Source organism: Shimia sp. MIT910701 (assembly GCF_047126315.1).
Classification (GTDB): Bacteria; Pseudomonadota; Alphaproteobacteria; order Rhodobacterales; family Rhodobacteraceae; genus Shimia.
Genome location: NZ_CP138953.1, coordinates 2,960,578 through 2,976,891, shown reverse-complemented (window position 1 = coordinate 2,976,891; position 16,314 = coordinate 2,960,578). Strand labels below are relative to the sequence as shown.

The following is a 16,314-nucleotide window of genomic DNA, read 5'->3' as shown; positions in this document are numbered from 1 at the left end:
TGACTATTCCGCGGCGTTTTCCGTCGCCGTCTGAGCTTTCAGATCGGCAATGACGCGCCGCCAGAGGTCGGCAGGTTGCGCACCAGGCACGGCGTGTTGGTTGGCCACGATAAATGTAGGCACCGAGTTCACCCCCATTTCGCGGCTGTGCGCATCGCGTTTGCGGATGTCTTCAACATCGGCATCGGACTCCAGCAACTTGCGCACCACGGCGGCGTCCATGCCCGCGCTGTCGGCAATATCTGCCAACACATCCGTGTCACCGATGTCGCGGCCTTCTTTGAAGTAGGCCGCAAACAGCGCATCGACCACAGCGTTTTGTTTTTGCTCGATGCCTGCCCAGTGGATCAGCCGATGGGCGTTGATGGTGTTGGGCGTGCGTTTGATGGCGGCGAAGTCGATCTCCAGACCTTCCTCGGTGGCGTGTTGCTCGATCTCGGAATAGACGCGCACGGCGTTTTCCTTGCCGCCAAACTTTGTTTCCAAGTATTCGCGGCGGTCCATGCCCTCGGCCGGCATGTCCGGGTTGAGCTGGAACGGGTGCCACTCGATCACAAAGGGATGATCGGGCTCGGCCTCCAAAGCTTTCATCAGGCGAGACTTGCCGATGAAGCACCACGGGCAGATCGGGTCGGAGATGATGTCGAGTTTGATCATGTGGATGCCTTGTAGGTCTCGCGCAGAGCGCGGCGGTTGAGTTTGCCATTGGCGTTGGTGGGCAACGCGGGCAGGCGTTTGAAGAGCCGAGGCTGCTTGTAACGTGCCAGATGGGTCTGCGCAAAGGCTTTCAATTCGTCCTCCACGAGATCGTGATCGGCGGTATAGAAGGCGGCGATGATGCGGGTGTCGGTTTTGACCTCCACATCTGTGACGGCGATGGTGGTGATGTCCGGGTGGGGCAGCAGGGCGGCTTCAACTTCCAACGGGGACACGCGGAAGCCACCGGCGTTCATCATATCGTCCGCGCGGCCCATGTAGGTGATGTGGCCGTCGGCGTCCATTTGGCCCAGATCGCCGGTGAGGAACCAGTCGCCCTGGAGGCGCGCGGCGGTCTCTTCGGGTGCGTTGAGGTAGCCAAGCATCAGACCGGGGTCGGATGTGTGGACGGCGATGGTGCCGGGGGTGTCGCGCGGGACTGGGCCGGTGTCGTCGAGGACCGCAATGTGGCGGCCGGTTTGGGGGCGGCCAAGCGTGCCTTTGGGGGCCGGGTGGTCTGGGCTGGCGGAGATGAATGTGGAGCATTCGGACATGCCGAAGGCTTCGTAGAGTTTGGTGCCGGTGGCCGCGTTCCATTGAGTGCGCAGCGGCTCAGACAGCTTTTCACCTGCGCAGAGGCCGTGGCGCAGGTCCGGAAGCGCCGGGTTTTCGGTGGTTGCCAGTATCTTGCGGTAGACGCCCGGCGCGGCGGCAAACAGGGTCGCGTGATTGTCGCGCAGAAGGTCTGGCAGGGCGTCGGTTGCCGTGCCGGGTGCCGGGATCAAGGCGGTGGCGCCTTTGGTCCAAGGGTCCATCAGGCCGGTGCCAAGCGTGAAGGTCCAGTTGAAGGCACCGGCGTGCAGGAGGCGGTCGTCCTCGTGCAGATCGTACCAGCCGTCAAACATCATCTGGCGCGCCCAGATCGCGCGGTGGGCGTGAACCACTGCGCGGGGGATGCCAGAGGTGCCGGAGGTGTAGATGATGTAGGCAGGTCGATTGGGATCGCCCATGTTGAAGTCGGCTGGTGGATAGGAGTGAAACGATAGAAGGTTGTGTGTTGTCAGCGTTTTACGATCAAAACCTGAAGCAGTGGAAACCTCCGGATCTCGCAAGATGGCGGCGGGCTCCAGAGGTTCGACCATCCTGGTGACTTCGGCCTCGGTCAGCTGTGAGGACGTTGGTACGGGGATCAGACCAACCGCGATACAGGCGAGGTAGGCAATTGGGAATTCGACCGTATTGCCGAGCCTCATCAACACGCGGTCGCCGGGATTTAGACCTGCACGCAACAAACCTGTGCCAGTGCCGAGAATGGCGGATTTTAGCGCGCCGTAGGTCCAGCTTTCGGGCGTGTTGGGGGATAGCACGCGCAGGGCCTCTTTGTCGGCCAAACGGTCCGCATGGCGCAGCACATGGGCGGCCATGTTGAAGGAGGACGGGCAGGGCGGTGGCGGGCCTTGGTCAAAGATCGAAAGCATGGAAATGGCCTATGCGGCTTGAGCGACACGTGCAAGAGGCAGGAGGCGGTTGCCAGTTGCGTCTTGTGCGGGATATAAGCGCGCATGACCTCTAAAGACCCAAAATCCTTGATCAAGATCGCGCGTGAAAACGGCGAGCAGGATCATGTTGAGCCGCTGGACCTTGGTGAACGTGTGCGTGAGCTGCGCAAGGCTCGCAACTGGACGCTGGAGCAGGCGGCGAGCCAGGCTGGTTTGGCGCGGTCCACGCTGTCCAAGATCGAGAATGGCCAGATGTCGCCGACGTATGACGCGGTGAAGAAACTGGCGGTGGGCTTGGAGATTTCTGTGCCGCAGCTGTTCACTGCGCCGCAGAAGGATCAGGTCAACGGGCGGATGTCGGTGGTGAAATCCGGTGAAGGCACCCGGCAGGTGACCACCACCTATGAACATGAGCTTTTGGCCGAGGGGCTACGCAAGAAGGCGATGTTGCCATATCGGGCGCGCGTGCGGGCGCGGTCGATGGACGAGTTTGACGGCTGGGTGCGGCACGATGGGGAAGAGTTTCTCTATGTGCTGACTGGCGTGATCACGCTTTACACCGAGTTTTATGAACCGGTGGAAATGCGCCGCGGAGACAGTGCTTATTACGATGGCTCAATGGGCCACAATGTGGTGTCGGTCAGCGAAGACGATGCGACAATTTTGTGGGTGACATCTTTGGTGTAAGCCGTTGGGGAGCAGTGGTTTTTCCAAGAGCCTTTGATCTCCGACAAAACAAATTTGCAGTTAGTGAAAATTGTAATGGTTGCTTGCACCTATTTTTAACAACGATTGGGGCATTCCAGTAGGGCACGAAAATTAGGAGCCAGAATGGAACCTCAAGAAAGAAGCGGGCTTGCGAGCCTGACGAAGATGGCGTTTGACGGCGTCGATCTGCAGCCTCTGCGCAATGAGCTGCTGAGCAAAGTGTTCACCGGGAAAGATGCGGACGGCATCTTTATGGATCTGTCGGTGATTGATCAGTTGCAGGGCAACCGCGCAGCAGGGCTGGCCTGGCAGGATGAGGCGCTGAAGCGTCAACGTATTTTCAGCACCAAAAAAACAGATGGCGCGCGCACTAAACTGCTGGTGTTTGCTGAACCGAGCCATATTGGAGGCAACACCCCAATTGAGTTTTTGCTGCAGGGTGCAGATGTTGAAATTCTGACTTATTATCTGAATGTTGAGAGCGACGAGCAGATCGATCTGCCTGCCCATGATGTGGCGTTTTGCGCCGCTCCTGCGGACAGTGTGAAGGCCGAAGCGTTTCAGAACAAGGTGCGCGCGTTGACCGCAGCAGTGGGAACCAAAGTGGTAAACTTACCAAATGGTCAGGTAGATCTTGAGCGGGATTCGCTTGAAGCGATGTTTGCCGGCCAACCGGGTTTGACTTTGCCGAAGACGCAGCGGTTTGACCGCTGGGAACTGGAAGATGCAGCGGCGGAAGACAGTTTGGCGGCGCTTGGGGATTACCCCTATGTGGTGCGGCCGGTAGGTAGCCATGCGGGCGAAGGGCTGGTGCTGATCGAAAGCCGGGATGCGTTGAGTGACTACCTGTTTGAGCGCAATGAAGTCGCGTTCTTCGTCTCCGAGTATATCCGTTACGCAACGCGGGAAGACGGGTTTTATCGCAAATACCGCGTGATCTTTGTGGATGGGCAGCCTTTCCCATGCCACATGGCCATCGCGGACCAGTGGGACCTTTGGTACCTGAACGCGCGCATGGAAGAGTTTGCCGAGAAGCGCGCCGAAGAGGCGGCCTGGATGGACAGTTTTGAGCGCCGGTTTGTGACGCGACACGAAAGTGGGTTTGGCGCGCTGACCGATGCGATTGATCTGGATTACTTTGGTGTGGATTGCGCCGAAGACCCGGATGGCAATCTGGTCGTGTTTGAAGCGGACAATGCGCTGATCGTGCATGACATGGATGACGAAGAGGTTTTTCCGTACAAAAGCAAGCACATGAAGCGCATATTTGATGCGTTTGAGGCGCTGTTGGAGAAGAACCGTCGAGCGGAGACGTCTGAAGACACGACAGACAAGACGCCGACGCGGCGGTTGTCCTAAAGGGTTAGAGAGGCGCTCCAAATTGGGGCGCCTCCTATTTTATAGGGCCTTGAGCGCGGTGGCCATGTCACCGTAGCCAGTGAAGCGACGCTCGAAGGCCAGGCCGAGGTGATCCGCACATTCTTTGGCTTTTTCGGTCAGCGCGGGATCGTCGGTTTGGGCCTGATAGACCAGTTTCTCGTAGTTGCCGAAGTACATCTCCATCAATTCGGGGTGGCGATCCAACCCCATGGGTTTGATGATAAAAGCGTCAAATTGGCGGACCAGAAAGTCGGTCAGGTAGAAGGCGGTGAATTCGTCTTCAGCGATTTTGGCAAAGCGGTCGTTGCCTTCAAAAAAGCTGTAGCAATGGGGGCCTGCGATCATTTTGACGCCTAGTTCGTCGCAGGTTTGTTGAAGCTGCCCGCCGGTGCCGCAGTCAGCGTAGACCACAAAGATGTCGGCGTAGCTGTCGCGATGTTTGGCAACGGCGTCGCGAACGGCCGGCGCGATTTTTTCTGGATGGATGTGGAAGATGGCGGGCAGGCAGGTGAGGTCCATGTGGGACCAGTTGTTGAGTTTGATCAGGTCAAGGATTTCACGCGCGAGCGCGCCGCAGGCCAGCAGAAGTATGCGGCCGGTTGAGCCAGTGGGGGCAAGGCCAGATTGCGCCAGCGTTCTGTCGTTGGGGAGTTGCGTCATGGCTTGGTCAGCTTGATGGCAAAACGTCCCGGGAGAAGCCCTGCAGGGCCGTAGCTATCGAGGATCTCGCAACGCCAGCCGATGGCTTCAAGCGCCTGTTTAGTGCTTGCCGGATGGCGTCGGGATTGCTGGTGGATGACCGTGTCAAACCGATCGCCCACCTGGGTTTCGATGCGGCGGGTGAGGAGGCCGCGCTCGACGGTGACTTCAATGCGCATTTGCCAGTCTATGCCAGTGTTGCGTGGCGCTTTGGGTAGGCATCGGGGGCCGATGAGGTCGGCAAAGAGCAGACCGCCGGAGGGCAGCGCGTCAAACGCCGCGCGGGCCACGGGCAGAAGCGTGTCGCGTTTGGTGGTGGCGTCTATGTAGCTCAGAACTTCTCCAAGACAGGTGATCGCGGTGGTGCCTTTGGGGATGCGGATGTCGGCTGCGTTGCCTTGTTTGACCAGAAGGCCACGAGCTTGGGCGATTTCCACAAAGGCCGGAGAGAGGTCAACGCCTTCGCCCATGACGCCGCGGTCTTCGGCCACGGAAAGCCAGGTGCCATCGCCGCAGCCAATGTCAAACAGATGGGCGTTGGCGGGGCCGTGCAGAATTTGCGCGGCGAGCCAGTCGTGTGCCTCGTCAAAGGTGTCGTTGTAGCCTTCGGCGTGGATGCGGGCGAGATCGGGGGAGTAAAGTCCAGACATGTCGGTACCTTGAACAAAAACGGCCCGCCTGTGAAGGGCGGGCCGGATCAAATCGCTCGGGGAGTGAGCAAAGGGATAGGGCCTGATCAGGCGCTCATCTGGTTGTGTTTGCGCGCAACCCATTCTTTGGCGGTTTCGACGGCCACAGCCGCGTCACGGCAGTAGGCGTCTGCGCCAATGGCCTTGCCAAACTCTTCGTTCAGTGGGGCACCGCCAACCAGAACGATGTAGTCATCACGCAGGCCTTGCTCGACCATCGTGTCGATGACAACCTTCATGTAGGGCATGGTGGTGGTGAGCAAGGCAGACATGCCGAGGATGTCCGGCTTGTGCTCTTCAAGCGCTTCCAAGTAGCTTTCAACAGCGTTGTTGATGCCGAGGTCCACCACTTCAAAACCAGCGCCTTCCATCATCATGGAAACCAGGTTCTTGCCGATGTCGTGAATGTCGCCTTTGACGGTCCCGATGACCATAGAACCCATGCGTGGCGCGCCGGTTTCGGCCAGCAAAGGCTTCAGGATGGACATGCCGCCCTTCATGGCGTTGGCCGCCAGAAGCACTTCAGGGACAAAGAGGATACCATCGCGGAAGTCAGCGCCAACGATGGTCATTCCGCCCACCAGCGCTTCGGTCAGGATGCGGTAGGGTTCCCAGCCGCGTTCCAGCAGGATGTTCACACCTTCTTCGATTTCCTCCTTGAGGCCATCGTAGAGGTCGTCAAACATCTGTTGGACAAGTTCCTCGTCATTGAGTTCGGACAGGATGATGTCGTCTTCTTCTTCTGACATGCGCGTATTCCCATACCCTGGCGGGGGCCCGAAGCGGGCACCGGTTGCTATTCAATATACCCCAGCTTTCAATGCTTTTGAGCGGGCAAACTGTCTGAATAGCGACATAGCCAGCGCCGGGTGCGACGTGTAGGGGCAAAAATCATGTGAGAGATGAAAGTTTCTCATCCAGATCATGGGGTTTGTTGTATTTGTTCACTTTTTGTTCTATTTTGGGCGTATGTCTGACCTGAAACAGTCCAAAATCGATGTGGCACGGCGCAAGGCGCGGGGGGCGCAAAGCAATGCGCCTGGGCGCTATGAGCTGGAGCGCGAGGACGTACAGGATGGTTGGGAGATCCCGGAAGAGCGGGGTGCCTTTGTCACTGAGGTGAGTGAGGAGCGGCCCCGGTCAGTGATCACACGCAATACGTCGACGGACATACCATTTGATCGCTCCCTTAATCCCTATCGTGGGTGTGAGCATGGCTGCACTTATTGTTTTGCGCGGCCGACACATGCCTATCTGGGGCTGTCGCCGGGGTTGGATTTTGAAAGCAAGCTGGTGGCGCGGCCGAAGGCGGCGGAGGTGCTGGAGAAAGAGTTGCGGCGCAAAGCCTATCAGCCCAGCCTATTGGCGATTGGCACCAACACCGATCCGTATCAGCCGATTGAGCGGCGCTATCGTGTGATGCGTTCAGTGTTGGAGGTTTTGCAGCGGTTTAATCATCCGGTGGCCATCACCACCAAAGGCACATTGGTCGAGCGCGACATTGATATTTTGAGTGACATCGCGGCCAAAGGTCTGGCGCAGGTCGGGGTGTCTTTGACGACGATGGATGTGGGCCTATCGCGCGCGATGGAGCCACGCTGTCCCTTGCCCAAACGGCGGTTGGAGATCATTCGAAAGCTCACAGAGGCGGGCATCCCGGTGCGCGCGATGCTGGCGCCGGTGGTGCCGGGTTTGACGGATCATGAGGTTGAGGCGCTTATAGAGGCAGCTGCGGACGCCGGTGCTACCGGCATGGCTTGGATCATGTTGCGTCTGCCAATGGAGGTGGCGCCGTTGTTTGAGGAATGGTTAGAGGCGGCCAATCCAGGGCGCGCGGCAAAAGTTCTGGCGCGGATGCGGGAGATGCATGGCGGGGAGCTGTATCACGCGGAGTTCAACAAACGCATGCGGGGCGAGGGGATCTATGCGGAGATGATCGCGAAGCGGGTGGAGAAAGCCCGTGTGCGTTTTGGCTTGAATGAAGAGATGCCCAAACTGCGCTGTGATCTGTTTGAGGTGCCACTCGCGCGGGATGGACAACTGGCGCTTTTCTGAAACTGTTTCAGCTTTTGCGAAAGTCAACACATTGGAAAGTTTCAGGCCCTGATGCTGCGGGTCTGAGTTATTTCCATAGGAGACGGACTATGAAGAACGTGATTGCAGCAGTTGGCCTTTCGTTGGCCTGTACGGCCGGAGTGGCCACCGCCGAACGCCTAGTCGTGGGCGTGGAAAACATTGAATACCTTCCGCACTACAATTGGGACGGGCAGAGTTACACCGGATTTGGGGCGGACCTTTTGACCGCCTTTGCGGAGGATGAAGGGTATGAACTGGAGTTCAAAGCCTTGCCAATCACCCGGCTGATGCAGGCGGTGGTCACGGGGGATGTGGACCTGAAATACCCGGACAACGCCTATTGGTCGCCGGAACTGAAAGACGGTCAGGGCGTGGTTTATTCCGACGTTGTGGTTGAAGCGATCGATGGCGTGATGGTGTTGCCTGAGCATGTTGGGCGTCCAGCAGACGAGGTTGATCAACTTGGCACGGTTTTGGGGTTCACGCCGTATTCCTGGCTCGATCGGATCAATAGCGGCGATGTGAAGCTCAAGGAGAACTCCAGCTTTATTGGCATGGTGCGTCAAGCGCTGGTTGGGCGGATTGACGGGGCCTATGCCAATCAGGATGTGATCCGCCGTGTTTTGCGTGAGTTGGGCAAAGACGAGACGGCACTGGTGTTTGATGAGAGTCTGCCGCACTCCGTGTCGAATTATCATGTGTCTTCCAGCAACCGTGCGGACGTTGTGGAGGCTTTCAATACGTGGCTGGCAGAGAATGGCGACACGGTTGCGACGCTGCGGTCAAAATACGCCTTTTGAGGGGTTTTGGAATTGAAAAACAGCGTTATGGGCGGTGGTCTGCCCATGGCGCCTTATTGTGAGCCTGTCTCTGTTACTTGGCAGTTGCCGCCTGCTAAGGTGCTGCCACCACTCACAGAAGACTGACGACCAAAATGAAAAGACTAATTGCGGCTGCCGTTTTGGTGGCCACGCCGGTATGGGCGGAGGTGCAAGTGCGCGACGCGGATACGATTGTCGTGGACGGCACACCGGTGCGTTTTCAAGGGGTTGATGCGCCGGAGCTTAAGACCCGTGCAGGCAAGGATGCCAAGCGCTGGACGGTGAACTATCTGCGCGGCAAAGAGGTGACCTGTGATTTGACCGGAGAGCGGTCGTATGATCGCTACATTGGCGTGTGTTACGCCAACGGGCAGGACATTGGTGCGGCGGTGATTGCGGCGGGCCACGCGTTGGATTGCGCGCGCTACTCTGGAGGGCGCTATCGCCATTTGGAAAAGGCGTCTGCGAAAAGCCGGATCAAGCGCGCCGGCTATTGCAGTTAAACAAAAGGCGCCGGTGAACGGCGCCTTTTGGGTGTTTCAGACTTAGCCGCGACGGCGGCGGCCGCGGCGCTCGCGCGCTGGGGCGGCGGCGTCATCGCCGGTGCCGTCGTTGGCAGAGGAGAAGCCGCCAAGCGCTTCGGCAATGGCCTCAAGCGACGGACGCTCGCCACGGGGGCGGGTTTCCAGCGCTTCGCGCATGGCTTTGAGGTGGTTTGGCATGGTGCCGCAGCAGCCGCCAATGATGGTCGCGCCGCAGTCGCGCGCCATGACGGCATAGTATGCCATCAGCTCTGGCGTGCCATCATAGTGGATGTGGCCGTCGTGGTATTTCGGAATGCCCGCGTTGCCTTTGGCCACGATCGGGGTCTCGGTGCCTTGGGCGGAGAAGCCAAGCACAGTGCGCAAGAGGTCCGGCGCGCCAGTGCCGCAGTTGGCACCAAAACCGAGCGGCTTGTTGGGCAGGCTGTTGACCAGTTGCACCATATCGGCGGAAGTCACACCCATCATGGTGCGGCCTGCGGTGTCAAAACTCATGGTGCCGACCCAAGGCATGTCCGCGAGGGCAAAAGCTTCGGCGGCGGCTTTGTACTCTTCTGGTGCGGAGATGGTTTCCAACCACAGCACGTCCGCGCCGCCTTCTTTCAGACCTTCGGCCTGCTCGTGAAACATTTCGACGGCGTCGGCGTGGGACAGGCTACCTACGGGTTCCATGATGTCGCCAGTTGGGCCTACGGAGCCAGCCACGATAACTGGGCGACCTGCGGCGTCCGCCACGTCGCGGCCAATTTCAGCGGCAAGGCGGTTGAGTTCATGCACGCGGTTCTGGGCGTCGTGCAGCTTCAGGCGGGAGGCGTTGCCGCCAAAGGAATTGGTCAGAAAGATGTCAGAGCCATTGTCGACCGCGAGGCTGTAGAGTTTTTTGATGTTTTGTGGCTCGTCGGCGTTCCAGAGTTCTGGCGCGTCGCCGGAGCTGAGGCCCATGTTGAACAGGTTGGTGCCGGTGGCGCCGTCGGCCATGAGCCAGTCACGGGTTTCCAAAAGCTTGGAGAGGGCGTTGGTCATTGGAGACTCCTTAGGGCGCGGCGTGCCGCGTGTCGTTTGCGCAGCGATTTGCCACGGGCGGGGCCGGGGCACAACTTAATTTGATGCAAGACCATTATGAGGATGAGGATAGATAGCCTTCGGATTGTACTGGCTGAGCGCATGCGATGGGGGTGGCAGGTGCGCTGCGTAGGTTTACAGCGCGGGTTAGGTCCAGCGCGGCCAGGCTGAGCTGTGCTGGACCGGGTGCGGCCATGAAGAGCGGCTCCCAGCGGGGGGCAAAGCAGGCTTTGAACTGACGAAGGCCGGCGCCGCCTGCATGTTTGAAGTGGTAGCTGCGGATTTTGCGTTCCAGCGCGGTTTTGCCTTCGGGCAGAGCAGGGGCTGCGGCCAAGGACAGGCGGGGTACGTCGGCTTCGGCTGCGGCCTCGATGGCTTTCTGGACCAGCAGGTGCATGGTGCCGTCAGGCGCTTCGGGCAGCACGCGCATCAGGTCGAGGCACCATTCATGCGCGGTGGCGTGGAAGCTGACAAAGCCGACGAGGGTATTGCCCTGATACGCGAGGAAGACAGTTTGACAGCCGACATAGAAGTCCTCAAAGCGCCCCATTGTGAGACCTTTGGGGATGCCGTGTTTGGCTTCCCAAGCGGCGGAGACCTGTGCCATGTCGCCCAGCGGCAGCATGTGGGTCTCTGGTTGGTTCACCTCTACGTCGGCCTTTTCGGCTTGGCGCAACTTGCGGCGTAGCTGTCGATAGGTGGACCCCGCTGTGGAGTGTTGGCTTGGTTTGAGAACAGCCTCGTCGGAGATATGCACCACCGCCCAGCCCGCTTTTCGGGTTTTTACTGCCTGACGGGCGGAGATTTTGTATTTGCAGGCGATCCGGTTTTGCGCGCGGGCGGCGTTTTTGAGCGAGCGGGCCATAGCATGGGCGTCGCCTTCGATGGGGTCAAAAAGCGCCACAAGAGTTTGGCCAATGCGCACTGCGCCGTAGCGGCCTGCGTCACAAGACAGGAGCGCGCCGCCGTTTTGGCGGATCACGCCCAGTTCGGCGCGGCTGACGGTGGAGAGCGGCGCGTTGTCATAGGCCTCATAGGCGCGGTGTTGGCGCGGGGTGCGGGCCGGACGCGGCTTGGCGAGATGGCGCAGGAACACCAAACCAGCCAGGAGCGCCGGTAGCGCATAGTAGATCGCGCGGAAGGCCAGGACGCCTGCGAGCAGGGAGGCTTCTGGTTGGTGAGGCAACATTGCTAGAAGCGTCAGTTCAAACGGTCCTACACCGCCTGGGGTGCCGGAGAAGATGGCGGCGCCAAGCGCGATCAGGAAGACCGGGAGCAGGACAGCAAAGCTGAGGGAAAGGTCCGGTGGCAGCAAAACGTAGAGCGCCAGAGCGGCAAAGATGGTGTCAATCAGGCAGAGGGACAGCAGCGCGGCCATGGCGGGCAGGGTTGGCAGGCTGAGGCGGCTTCCCTGTCGGGGCAAGACCGGGAACACAAATGCCAGCACCACAACAAGGAACGCCACCGCGAGAATGATTGGCGGCAGGAAAGACGGCACATGTGGTGTGGGCAGGACCAGCGCGGCAAGGGCGATGGTCACGGCCATGGCAGCCAGAAACGTCACCGTGACAAAGGCGGTGATGCGCGCGGCATCTTTGAGCGACAGATCTGGCATCATGCGCCAGCGCACAAAGGTACCAACCACCGCGCCGGCGCCCAAGGTCTGCCCCAGACCGATGGCAGTGGCCCCAACGGTCATGGCCTCAGACGCGCTGCGATGCATTTGGAAATGGCGTTGAGCAATCACGTCATAGCGAGAGACCGCGAGAAAACTAAGAGCTGAAAACGTAAGTGCCAGCCCCCATAGCCACGGGGTGGCGGACAGAACAGAGGCCCAAAGCGTGCCGTAGTCCACATCGTCCACTTGTTCGGAAAGCAGCCAGAGGCACACCGCGCCAAAGGCAAAAGGCCAAATCCGCTGCAGAACGGTCTGCGCAGTCTTCATCGTTGGTGTCTTCAAGGTTCCCGCCCCAAATCGTTACCTGTCCCAAGTGACCCAAATCGCTATCTGAAGCGTGGTTTCGGCCGCCTTAACAAAGACAATTGGAGCTAAATAAAGCGCGCGGGCCGGAGCCCACGCGCTGTAAGTTTTTCTATTCTGTATAATTTTAAGCTTCGGTGGCCAGCTCTTCTTTGGCCGCGGCAAGCGCTTCGCGACGCTTGGCGCGGATGGTTTGCTCATCGGCCTTGTCACCCAGATCGCCCACAACTTTGCGGATCACATCGTCATGACCGGCCTCTTCGAAGTCTGCAGAGATCACGGTTTTGGCGTAGTCTTCGGCTTCAGCACCGGATTTGCCAAGCAACTCAGCGGCCCAAAGACCCAGCTTCTTGTTGGCGCGGGCTTCGGCCTTGAATTTCATCTCTTCGTCATGGGCAAATTTGGCCTCAAAGGCGGCTTCGCGGTCATCAAATGCGTTCATTTTTGAACTCCTCCATAATTCTAGGATGTCTCAATACTGATATGACCATCTGTTAGGGATGCTGCAAGTGCAAGAGCCATGCTTGCGACAATGCTATCCATCCATTAAGAGGGCGGACAAATTCGGGACTCATCCCGGAAGAGAAGGAATGTAGCCATGGCCCGCGGCAAAAAAATCTATGAAGGCAAAGCCAAGATTCTGTTTGAGGGCCCTGAGCCGGGCACCATTGTGCAATACTTCAAAGACGACGCCACCGCGTTTAACGCGGAAAAGAAAGACGTCATTGATGGCAAAGGTGTGCTGAACAACCGCCTCAGCGAATATTTCATGACGGGGCTGGGTCAGATCGGCGTGCCAACCCACTTCCTCAAGCGCATGAATATGCGTGAGCAGTTGGTGCGCAACTGTGAGATCATTCCGCTGGAAGTGATCGTGCGCAACTACGCCGCAGGATCCATGAGCAAGCGTCTGGGCATTGAAGAAGGCACACAGCTGCCGCGTCCGATTGTGGAATACTGCTACAAGGACGACAGCCTGGGCGATCCCTTGGTGTCGGAAGAGCATATTGCCGCCTTTGGCTGGGCCAGCCAGCAGGATATGGATGATATTCTTGGCCTGGCGCTGCGCGTGAACGATTGGCTGAGCGGTGTGATGTTTGGTGTGGGAATTCGCCTGATCGACTTCAAAATCGAGATTGGCCGTGTGTATGAGGGCGACTTCCAGCGTCTTGTTGTGGCTGACGAGATCAGCCCGGACAGCTGCCGTCTGTGGGACATTGAGAGCGGGCAGAAGCTCGACAAGGACGTGTTCCGCCGCGATCTAGGCAATCTGACCGACGCCTACGCTGAGGTCGCACGCCGTCTGGGTGTGCTGCCGAAAGGCACCGGCCCCAAGCCGACGCTTGTAAACTGACCCTGACCTAAGGCTCCTGCGCCCGGTTGCGGGCGCCGGGGAATGACGAATTTTGGCAAGAAAAGCGGGACAGTCCCGCCACATGCCCAATTGGAGAGAGACCAAATGAAAGCCCGCGTATATGTCATGCTGAAGAACGGCGTTCTGGACCCACAAGGTGAGGCCGTGCGTCATGCCCTTGGCAGCCTTGGCTTTGATGGTGTGGAAGGTGTGCGTCAGGGTAAGGTGATCGAGCTGGATCTGGCAGAAGGCACCACCGAGGCGACTGTGACCGAGATGTGCGAGAAGCTGCTCGCCAACACCGTGATCGAAAGCTACCGGGTGGAGATGGGCTGATGAAAGCAGCGGTCATTGTTTTCCCGGGCTCCAACTGTGACCGCGATCTTGCGGTGGCATTTGAGCAGGCCGGCGCAGATGTCACCATGGTGTGGCACAAAGATACGGCGCTGCCAGAGGGCATCGACATGGTTGGTGTGCCGGGCGGTTTCAGTTTTGGAGACTACTTGCGCTGTGGCGCCATTGCGGCAAATTCGCCAATCTGTCAGTCCCTTATCCAGCATGCCGAACGTGGCGGGTATGCGCTGGGTGTCTGCAACGGCTTTCAAATCCTGACCGAGACCGGTCTGTTGCCGGGCGCGCTGCGCCGCAATGCCGGCCTGAAGTACATCTGTCGTACGGTTGGTCTGGAAGTCGCCAGCGCTGACACTGCGTTTACCTCCGGCTACAGCCAGGGCGACGTTGTGAACGTGCCGATTGCGCACCACGACGGTAACTACTTTGTGACCGACGAGAAGCTGGCTCAGCTGCGTGATGAGGATCGGATTGCGTTCACCTATACCGACAATCCAAACGGCTCGGTTGCGGATATCGCCGGTGTGGTCAGCAAGAACCGGCGTGTGCTTGGCATGATGCCTCACCCGGAGCGGGCGGCGGATACCGGCCATGGTGGCACAGACGGGGTGGCAATGTTCCGCGCGTTGATGGACCAGTTTGCCACAGCGTGACTTGAGGGTGTCGGCGCGTCCGCGTAATATTCTTGCATGACGCAACACGCCTCCGACACCACTGAAAAACTGCGCCCGGCAACGACAAGCTGGCGGGCGCGTGTGACCTTGGCGGTGTTGGTCGTGGTCGCGGGGGTGACAATCTGGGTCACCAACAGCTTTCTGACAGATCGGTTTACAGCGAATACGCGCAATCGGGCGGAGCTTCGGTTGGCACTATATTCTGGCAACTTGTTGAGCGAGTTGCGACGCAACGCCATTGTGCCTCAGCTGCTGGCCAAAGACCCCGAGTTGATTGGGGCGTTGAATTCTCAGGATTTCTCCAGCTCCACCGCGCGGTTGATCAGTTTTGTAGATGAGATCGGTGCGGCCTCCTTGTTGATGCTGGATGAGACCGGACGCACGGTTGCGGCAACGGACCGTACGCGACTGGGAACTTTGTATCGAGAAAAAGAGTTCTTTATCAATGCGTTACGGTCCAATGTTACCCTGTTTACCACGGCCAAGGATGAGACGGGGGCTTACCGGTTTATCTATTCCCGACGGTTGGAAAGCGGTGGCGCAACACTTGGTGTGATCGCGGTTGAGGTCGATCTGCACAAGTTTGAGCGGGCCTGGGCCGGGATTTCGGACGCGGTTTTGGTGGCAGACAGCGAAGGCACGATCATCCTGAGCAGTGAGCCACGCTGGCGCGGGTTGACCGAGGCGGAAGCGCTGTCGCGGCAGCCGGCTTTGGGCGCAATTGAGCGGGCCATTAAGGTGACGGCGGATTGGGCGCAGGACCCGGCGGATGCGTACCTTCGCGGCGAAGCCGTGATGCGCATGGGTGCACGTATTCCATTCCGCGGCTGGCAGATGACCAGTTTTACGAGCTACGCCGGTGTTCGGGAGAAAGTGAACGCGGTTTTGGCGCTGGAGATTATGGGATTTGCGATCCTGTTGGCACTGGGATTCTATGTGCTGGGGCGCAAAAGTGCGTTGCGCATGGCCTTGTTTCAGCGGGAAAGCGTGGAATTGCGCGGGTTGAACCAAAGGCTTCAGCGGGAAATCGCCGAGCGCGAGCGGATGCAGCAGAGCCTTGAGGTGGCGGAACAAAGCCTAGCGCAGAGTTCCAAATTGGCGGCGCTTGGGGAGATGTCGGCGGCGGTGAGCCATGAGTTGAACCAGCCTTTGGCGGCGATGAAAACCTATTTGGCCGGCGCGCAGCTTCTGGTGAAACGTAATCGGCCAGACGAGGCGTTGACCTCGTTTCAGCGGATTGATGACTTGATCGAGCGTATGGGGGCGATTACCAAGCAGCTCAAGTCCTACGCCCGAAAAGGCGGCGATGAGTTCCATGTGGTTGACATGGGGGAGGCTGTGGCCTCGGCTTTGTCGATGATGGAGCCGCAATTGCGCCAGCGGCAGGTGCGCATAAGCAAGATCGTGCCGACGGATCCGGTGCGCGTGATGGGCGATCGGGTGCGGATTGAGCAGGTGATGATCAACCTCTTGCGCAACGCGCTGGATGCGACGGAGTCCGTGGCAGATCCGGAGATCGAAATCCTTTTGGCAGCAGGGGAAACCGCCACTTTAACGGTGCGCGACAACGGGCCGGGCATCGAGGATTTGAACAACCTTTTTGAGCCGTTTTTCACCACCAAACAGCCCGGTGAGGGTGTTGGTTTGGGGTTGGCAATCAGCTCTGGCATCGTCAGCGACCTTGGCGGACGACTGACAGCGCGGAATGGAGACGGGCAGGGGGCTGTATTTGAAGTTCAACTGCCTATCTTGAACGAAGATATTGAAGCAGCGGAGTAAATT

The 16,314-nt window shown here is 58.9% G+C and carries 17 protein-coding genes; 9 read left to right on the top strand and 8 right to left on the bottom strand.

What is annotated here, in order from left to right; translation table 11 throughout:
* Window positions 1–3: 3 nt before the first annotated feature.
* A complete protein-coding gene (locus tag SIB38_RS14395; RefSeq protein ID WP_294114893.1) occupies window positions 4–657 on the bottom strand; it encodes a DsbA family oxidoreductase in 654 nt (217 codons plus the stop codon).
* Window positions 654–2,174: a class I adenylate-forming enzyme family protein gene (locus SIB38_RS14390; RefSeq protein WP_412550441.1), complete on the bottom strand. Its 1,521-nt coding sequence runs from the start codon at window positions 2,172–2,174 to the stop codon at window positions 654–656. The genes SIB38_RS14395 and SIB38_RS14390 overlap by 4 nt, the downstream gene beginning before the upstream one ends.
* A gap of 84 nt (window positions 2,175–2,258) precedes the next feature.
* On the opposite strand from SIB38_RS14390, the gene SIB38_RS14385 reads away from it, so the two are divergent.
* Window positions 2,259–2,882, top strand: coding sequence for a helix-turn-helix domain-containing protein (locus SIB38_RS14385; protein ID WP_294114890.1), 624 nt, complete (start codon window positions 2,259–2,261; stop codon window positions 2,880–2,882).
* 144 nt (window positions 2,883–3,026) lie between these two features.
* Window positions 3,027–4,262 (top strand): ATP-grasp domain-containing protein, encoded by a 1,236-nt coding sequence (locus SIB38_RS14380; RefSeq protein ID WP_412550440.1) that lies wholly within the window; start codon window positions 3,027–3,029, stop codon window positions 4,260–4,262.
* Window positions 4,263–4,301: 39 nt separating this feature from the next.
* Here SIB38_RS14380 and SIB38_RS14375 read toward each other — a convergent pair whose 3' ends face one another.
* From SIB38_RS14375 to SIB38_RS14365, 3 genes are all read right to left on the bottom strand, one after another.
* Window positions 4,302–4,943 (bottom strand): DUF1638 domain-containing protein, encoded by a 642-nt coding sequence (locus SIB38_RS14375; RefSeq protein WP_294114887.1) that lies wholly within the window; start codon window positions 4,941–4,943, stop codon window positions 4,302–4,304.
* A complete protein-coding gene (locus SIB38_RS14370; protein ID WP_412550439.1) occupies window positions 4,940–5,632 on the bottom strand; it encodes a methyltransferase domain-containing protein in 693 nt (230 codons plus the stop codon). Before SIB38_RS14370 ends, SIB38_RS14375 begins: the two co-directional genes overlap by 4 nt.
* Before the next feature lie 86 nt (window positions 5,633–5,718).
* Window positions 5,719–6,420, bottom strand: coding sequence for a corrinoid protein (locus tag SIB38_RS14365; protein WP_294114882.1), 702 nt, complete (start codon window positions 6,418–6,420; stop codon window positions 5,719–5,721).
* A gap of 220 nt (window positions 6,421–6,640) precedes the next feature.
* On the opposite strand from SIB38_RS14365, the gene SIB38_RS14360 reads away from it, so the two are divergent.
* From SIB38_RS14360 to SIB38_RS14350, 3 genes are all read left to right on the top strand, one after another.
* On the top strand, window positions 6,641–7,726 hold the full coding sequence (locus tag SIB38_RS14360; RefSeq protein WP_412550438.1) for a PA0069 family radical SAM protein: 1,086 nt from the start codon (window positions 6,641–6,643) through the stop codon (window positions 7,724–7,726).
* A gap of 89 nt (window positions 7,727–7,815) precedes the next feature.
* The gene (locus tag SIB38_RS14355) at window positions 7,816–8,547 is read left to right on the top strand and encodes a substrate-binding periplasmic protein (protein ID WP_412550437.1); all 732 of its coding nucleotides are present in this window, start codon (window positions 7,816–7,818) and stop codon (window positions 8,545–8,547) included.
* Between the two features lie 134 nt (window positions 8,548–8,681).
* Window positions 8,682–9,071, top strand: coding sequence for a thermonuclease family protein (locus SIB38_RS14350; RefSeq protein WP_294114876.1), 390 nt, complete (start codon window positions 8,682–8,684; stop codon window positions 9,069–9,071).
* A gap of 42 nt (window positions 9,072–9,113) precedes the next feature.
* Here SIB38_RS14350 and bmt read toward each other — a convergent pair whose 3' ends face one another.
* The 3 genes from bmt to SIB38_RS14335 all read right to left on the bottom strand — a co-directional run bounded on the left by bmt (window position 9,114) and on the right by SIB38_RS14335 (window position 12,595).
* On the bottom strand, window positions 9,114–10,133 hold the full coding sequence (gene bmt, locus SIB38_RS14345) for a betaine--homocysteine S-methyltransferase (protein ID WP_412550436.1): 1,020 nt from the start codon (window positions 10,131–10,133) through the stop codon (window positions 9,114–9,116).
* 94 nt (window positions 10,134–10,227) lie between these two features.
* Window positions 10,228–12,117, bottom strand: a complete 1,890-nt coding sequence (locus tag SIB38_RS14340; protein ID WP_294114872.1) for a phosphatidylglycerol lysyltransferase domain-containing protein — start codon at window positions 12,115–12,117, stop codon at window positions 10,228–10,230.
* 163 nt (window positions 12,118–12,280) lie between these two features.
* Complete coding sequence (locus tag SIB38_RS14335; protein WP_294114871.1) at window positions 12,281–12,595, bottom strand: DUF1476 domain-containing protein; 315 nt, start codon at window positions 12,593–12,595, stop codon at window positions 12,281–12,283.
* A 156-nt stretch (window positions 12,596–12,751) separates the two neighbouring features.
* On the opposite strand from SIB38_RS14335, the gene purC reads away from it, so the two are divergent.
* The 4 genes from purC (at window position 12,752) to SIB38_RS14315 (ending at window position 16,311) form a co-directional block, all read left to right on the top strand.
* Complete coding sequence (purC, locus tag SIB38_RS14330; protein WP_294114869.1) at window positions 12,752–13,507, top strand: phosphoribosylaminoimidazolesuccinocarboxamide synthase; 756 nt, start codon at window positions 12,752–12,754, stop codon at window positions 13,505–13,507.
* A gap of 105 nt (window positions 13,508–13,612) precedes the next feature.
* Window positions 13,613–13,843 (top strand): phosphoribosylformylglycinamidine synthase subunit PurS, encoded by a 231-nt coding sequence (gene purS, locus SIB38_RS14325; protein ID WP_058240728.1) that lies wholly within the window; start codon window positions 13,613–13,615, stop codon window positions 13,841–13,843.
* Window positions 13,843–14,511 (top strand): phosphoribosylformylglycinamidine synthase subunit PurQ, encoded by a 669-nt coding sequence (gene purQ / locus SIB38_RS14320; protein ID WP_412550435.1) that lies wholly within the window; start codon window positions 13,843–13,845, stop codon window positions 14,509–14,511. Before purS ends, purQ begins: the two co-directional genes overlap by 1 nt.
* A gap of 36 nt (window positions 14,512–14,547) precedes the next feature.
* Complete coding sequence (locus SIB38_RS14315) at window positions 14,548–16,311, top strand: sensor histidine kinase (protein WP_412550434.1); 1,764 nt, start codon at window positions 14,548–14,550, stop codon at window positions 16,309–16,311.
* Window positions 16,312–16,314: the final 3 nt, after the last annotated feature.

Bases quoted from the DNA above. Each gene is read 5' to 3' on its own strand.
- SIB38_RS14395 (WP_294114893.1), bottom strand. From the start codon at position 657: ATGATCAAACTCGACATCATCTCCGACCCGATCTGCCCGTGGTGCTTC.
- bmt (WP_412550436.1), bottom strand. From the start codon at position 10,133: ATGACCAACGCCCTCTCCAAGCTTTTGGAAACCCGTGACTGGCTCATG.
- purC (WP_294114869.1), top strand. From the start codon at position 12,752: ATGGCCCGCGGCAAAAAAATCTATGAAGGCAAAGCCAAGATTCTGTTT.
- purQ (WP_412550435.1), top strand. From the start codon at position 13,843: ATGAAAGCAGCGGTCATTGTTTTCCCGGGCTCCAACTGTGACCGCGAT.
- SIB38_RS14315 (WP_412550434.1), top strand. From the start codon at position 14,548: ATGACGCAACACGCCTCCGACACCACTGAAAAACTGCGCCCGGCAACG.
- SIB38_RS14385 (WP_294114890.1), top strand. From the start codon at position 2,259: ATGACCTCTAAAGACCCAAAATCCTTGATCAAGATCGCGCGTGAAAAC.
- SIB38_RS14340 (WP_294114872.1), bottom strand. From the start codon at position 12,117: ATGAAGACTGCGCAGACCGTTCTGCAGCGGATTTGGCCTTTTGCCTTT.
- SIB38_RS14380 (WP_412550440.1), top strand. From the start codon at position 3,027: ATGGAACCTCAAGAAAGAAGCGGGCTTGCGAGCCTGACGAAGATGGCG.
- SIB38_RS14335 (WP_294114871.1), bottom strand. From the start codon at position 12,595: ATGAACGCATTTGATGACCGCGAAGCCGCCTTTGAGGCCAAATTTGCC.
- SIB38_RS14375 (WP_294114887.1), bottom strand. From the start codon at position 4,943: ATGACGCAACTCCCCAACGACAGAACGCTGGCGCAATCTGGCCTTGCC.
- SIB38_RS14360 (WP_412550438.1), top strand. From the start codon at position 6,641: ATGTCTGACCTGAAACAGTCCAAAATCGATGTGGCACGGCGCAAGGCG.
- SIB38_RS14350 (WP_294114876.1), top strand. From the start codon at position 8,682: ATGAAAAGACTAATTGCGGCTGCCGTTTTGGTGGCCACGCCGGTATGG.
- SIB38_RS14355 (WP_412550437.1), top strand. From the start codon at position 7,816: ATGAAGAACGTGATTGCAGCAGTTGGCCTTTCGTTGGCCTGTACGGCC.
- SIB38_RS14390 (WP_412550441.1), bottom strand. From the start codon at position 2,174: ATGCTTTCGATCTTTGACCAAGGCCCGCCACCGCCCTGCCCGTCCTCC.
- SIB38_RS14370 (WP_412550439.1), bottom strand. From the start codon at position 5,632: ATGTCTGGACTTTACTCCCCCGATCTCGCCCGCATCCACGCCGAAGGC.
- purS (WP_058240728.1), top strand. From the start codon at position 13,613: ATGAAAGCCCGCGTATATGTCATGCTGAAGAACGGCGTTCTGGACCCA.
- SIB38_RS14365 (WP_294114882.1), bottom strand. From the start codon at position 6,420: ATGTCAGAAGAAGAAGACGACATCATCCTGTCCGAACTCAATGACGAG.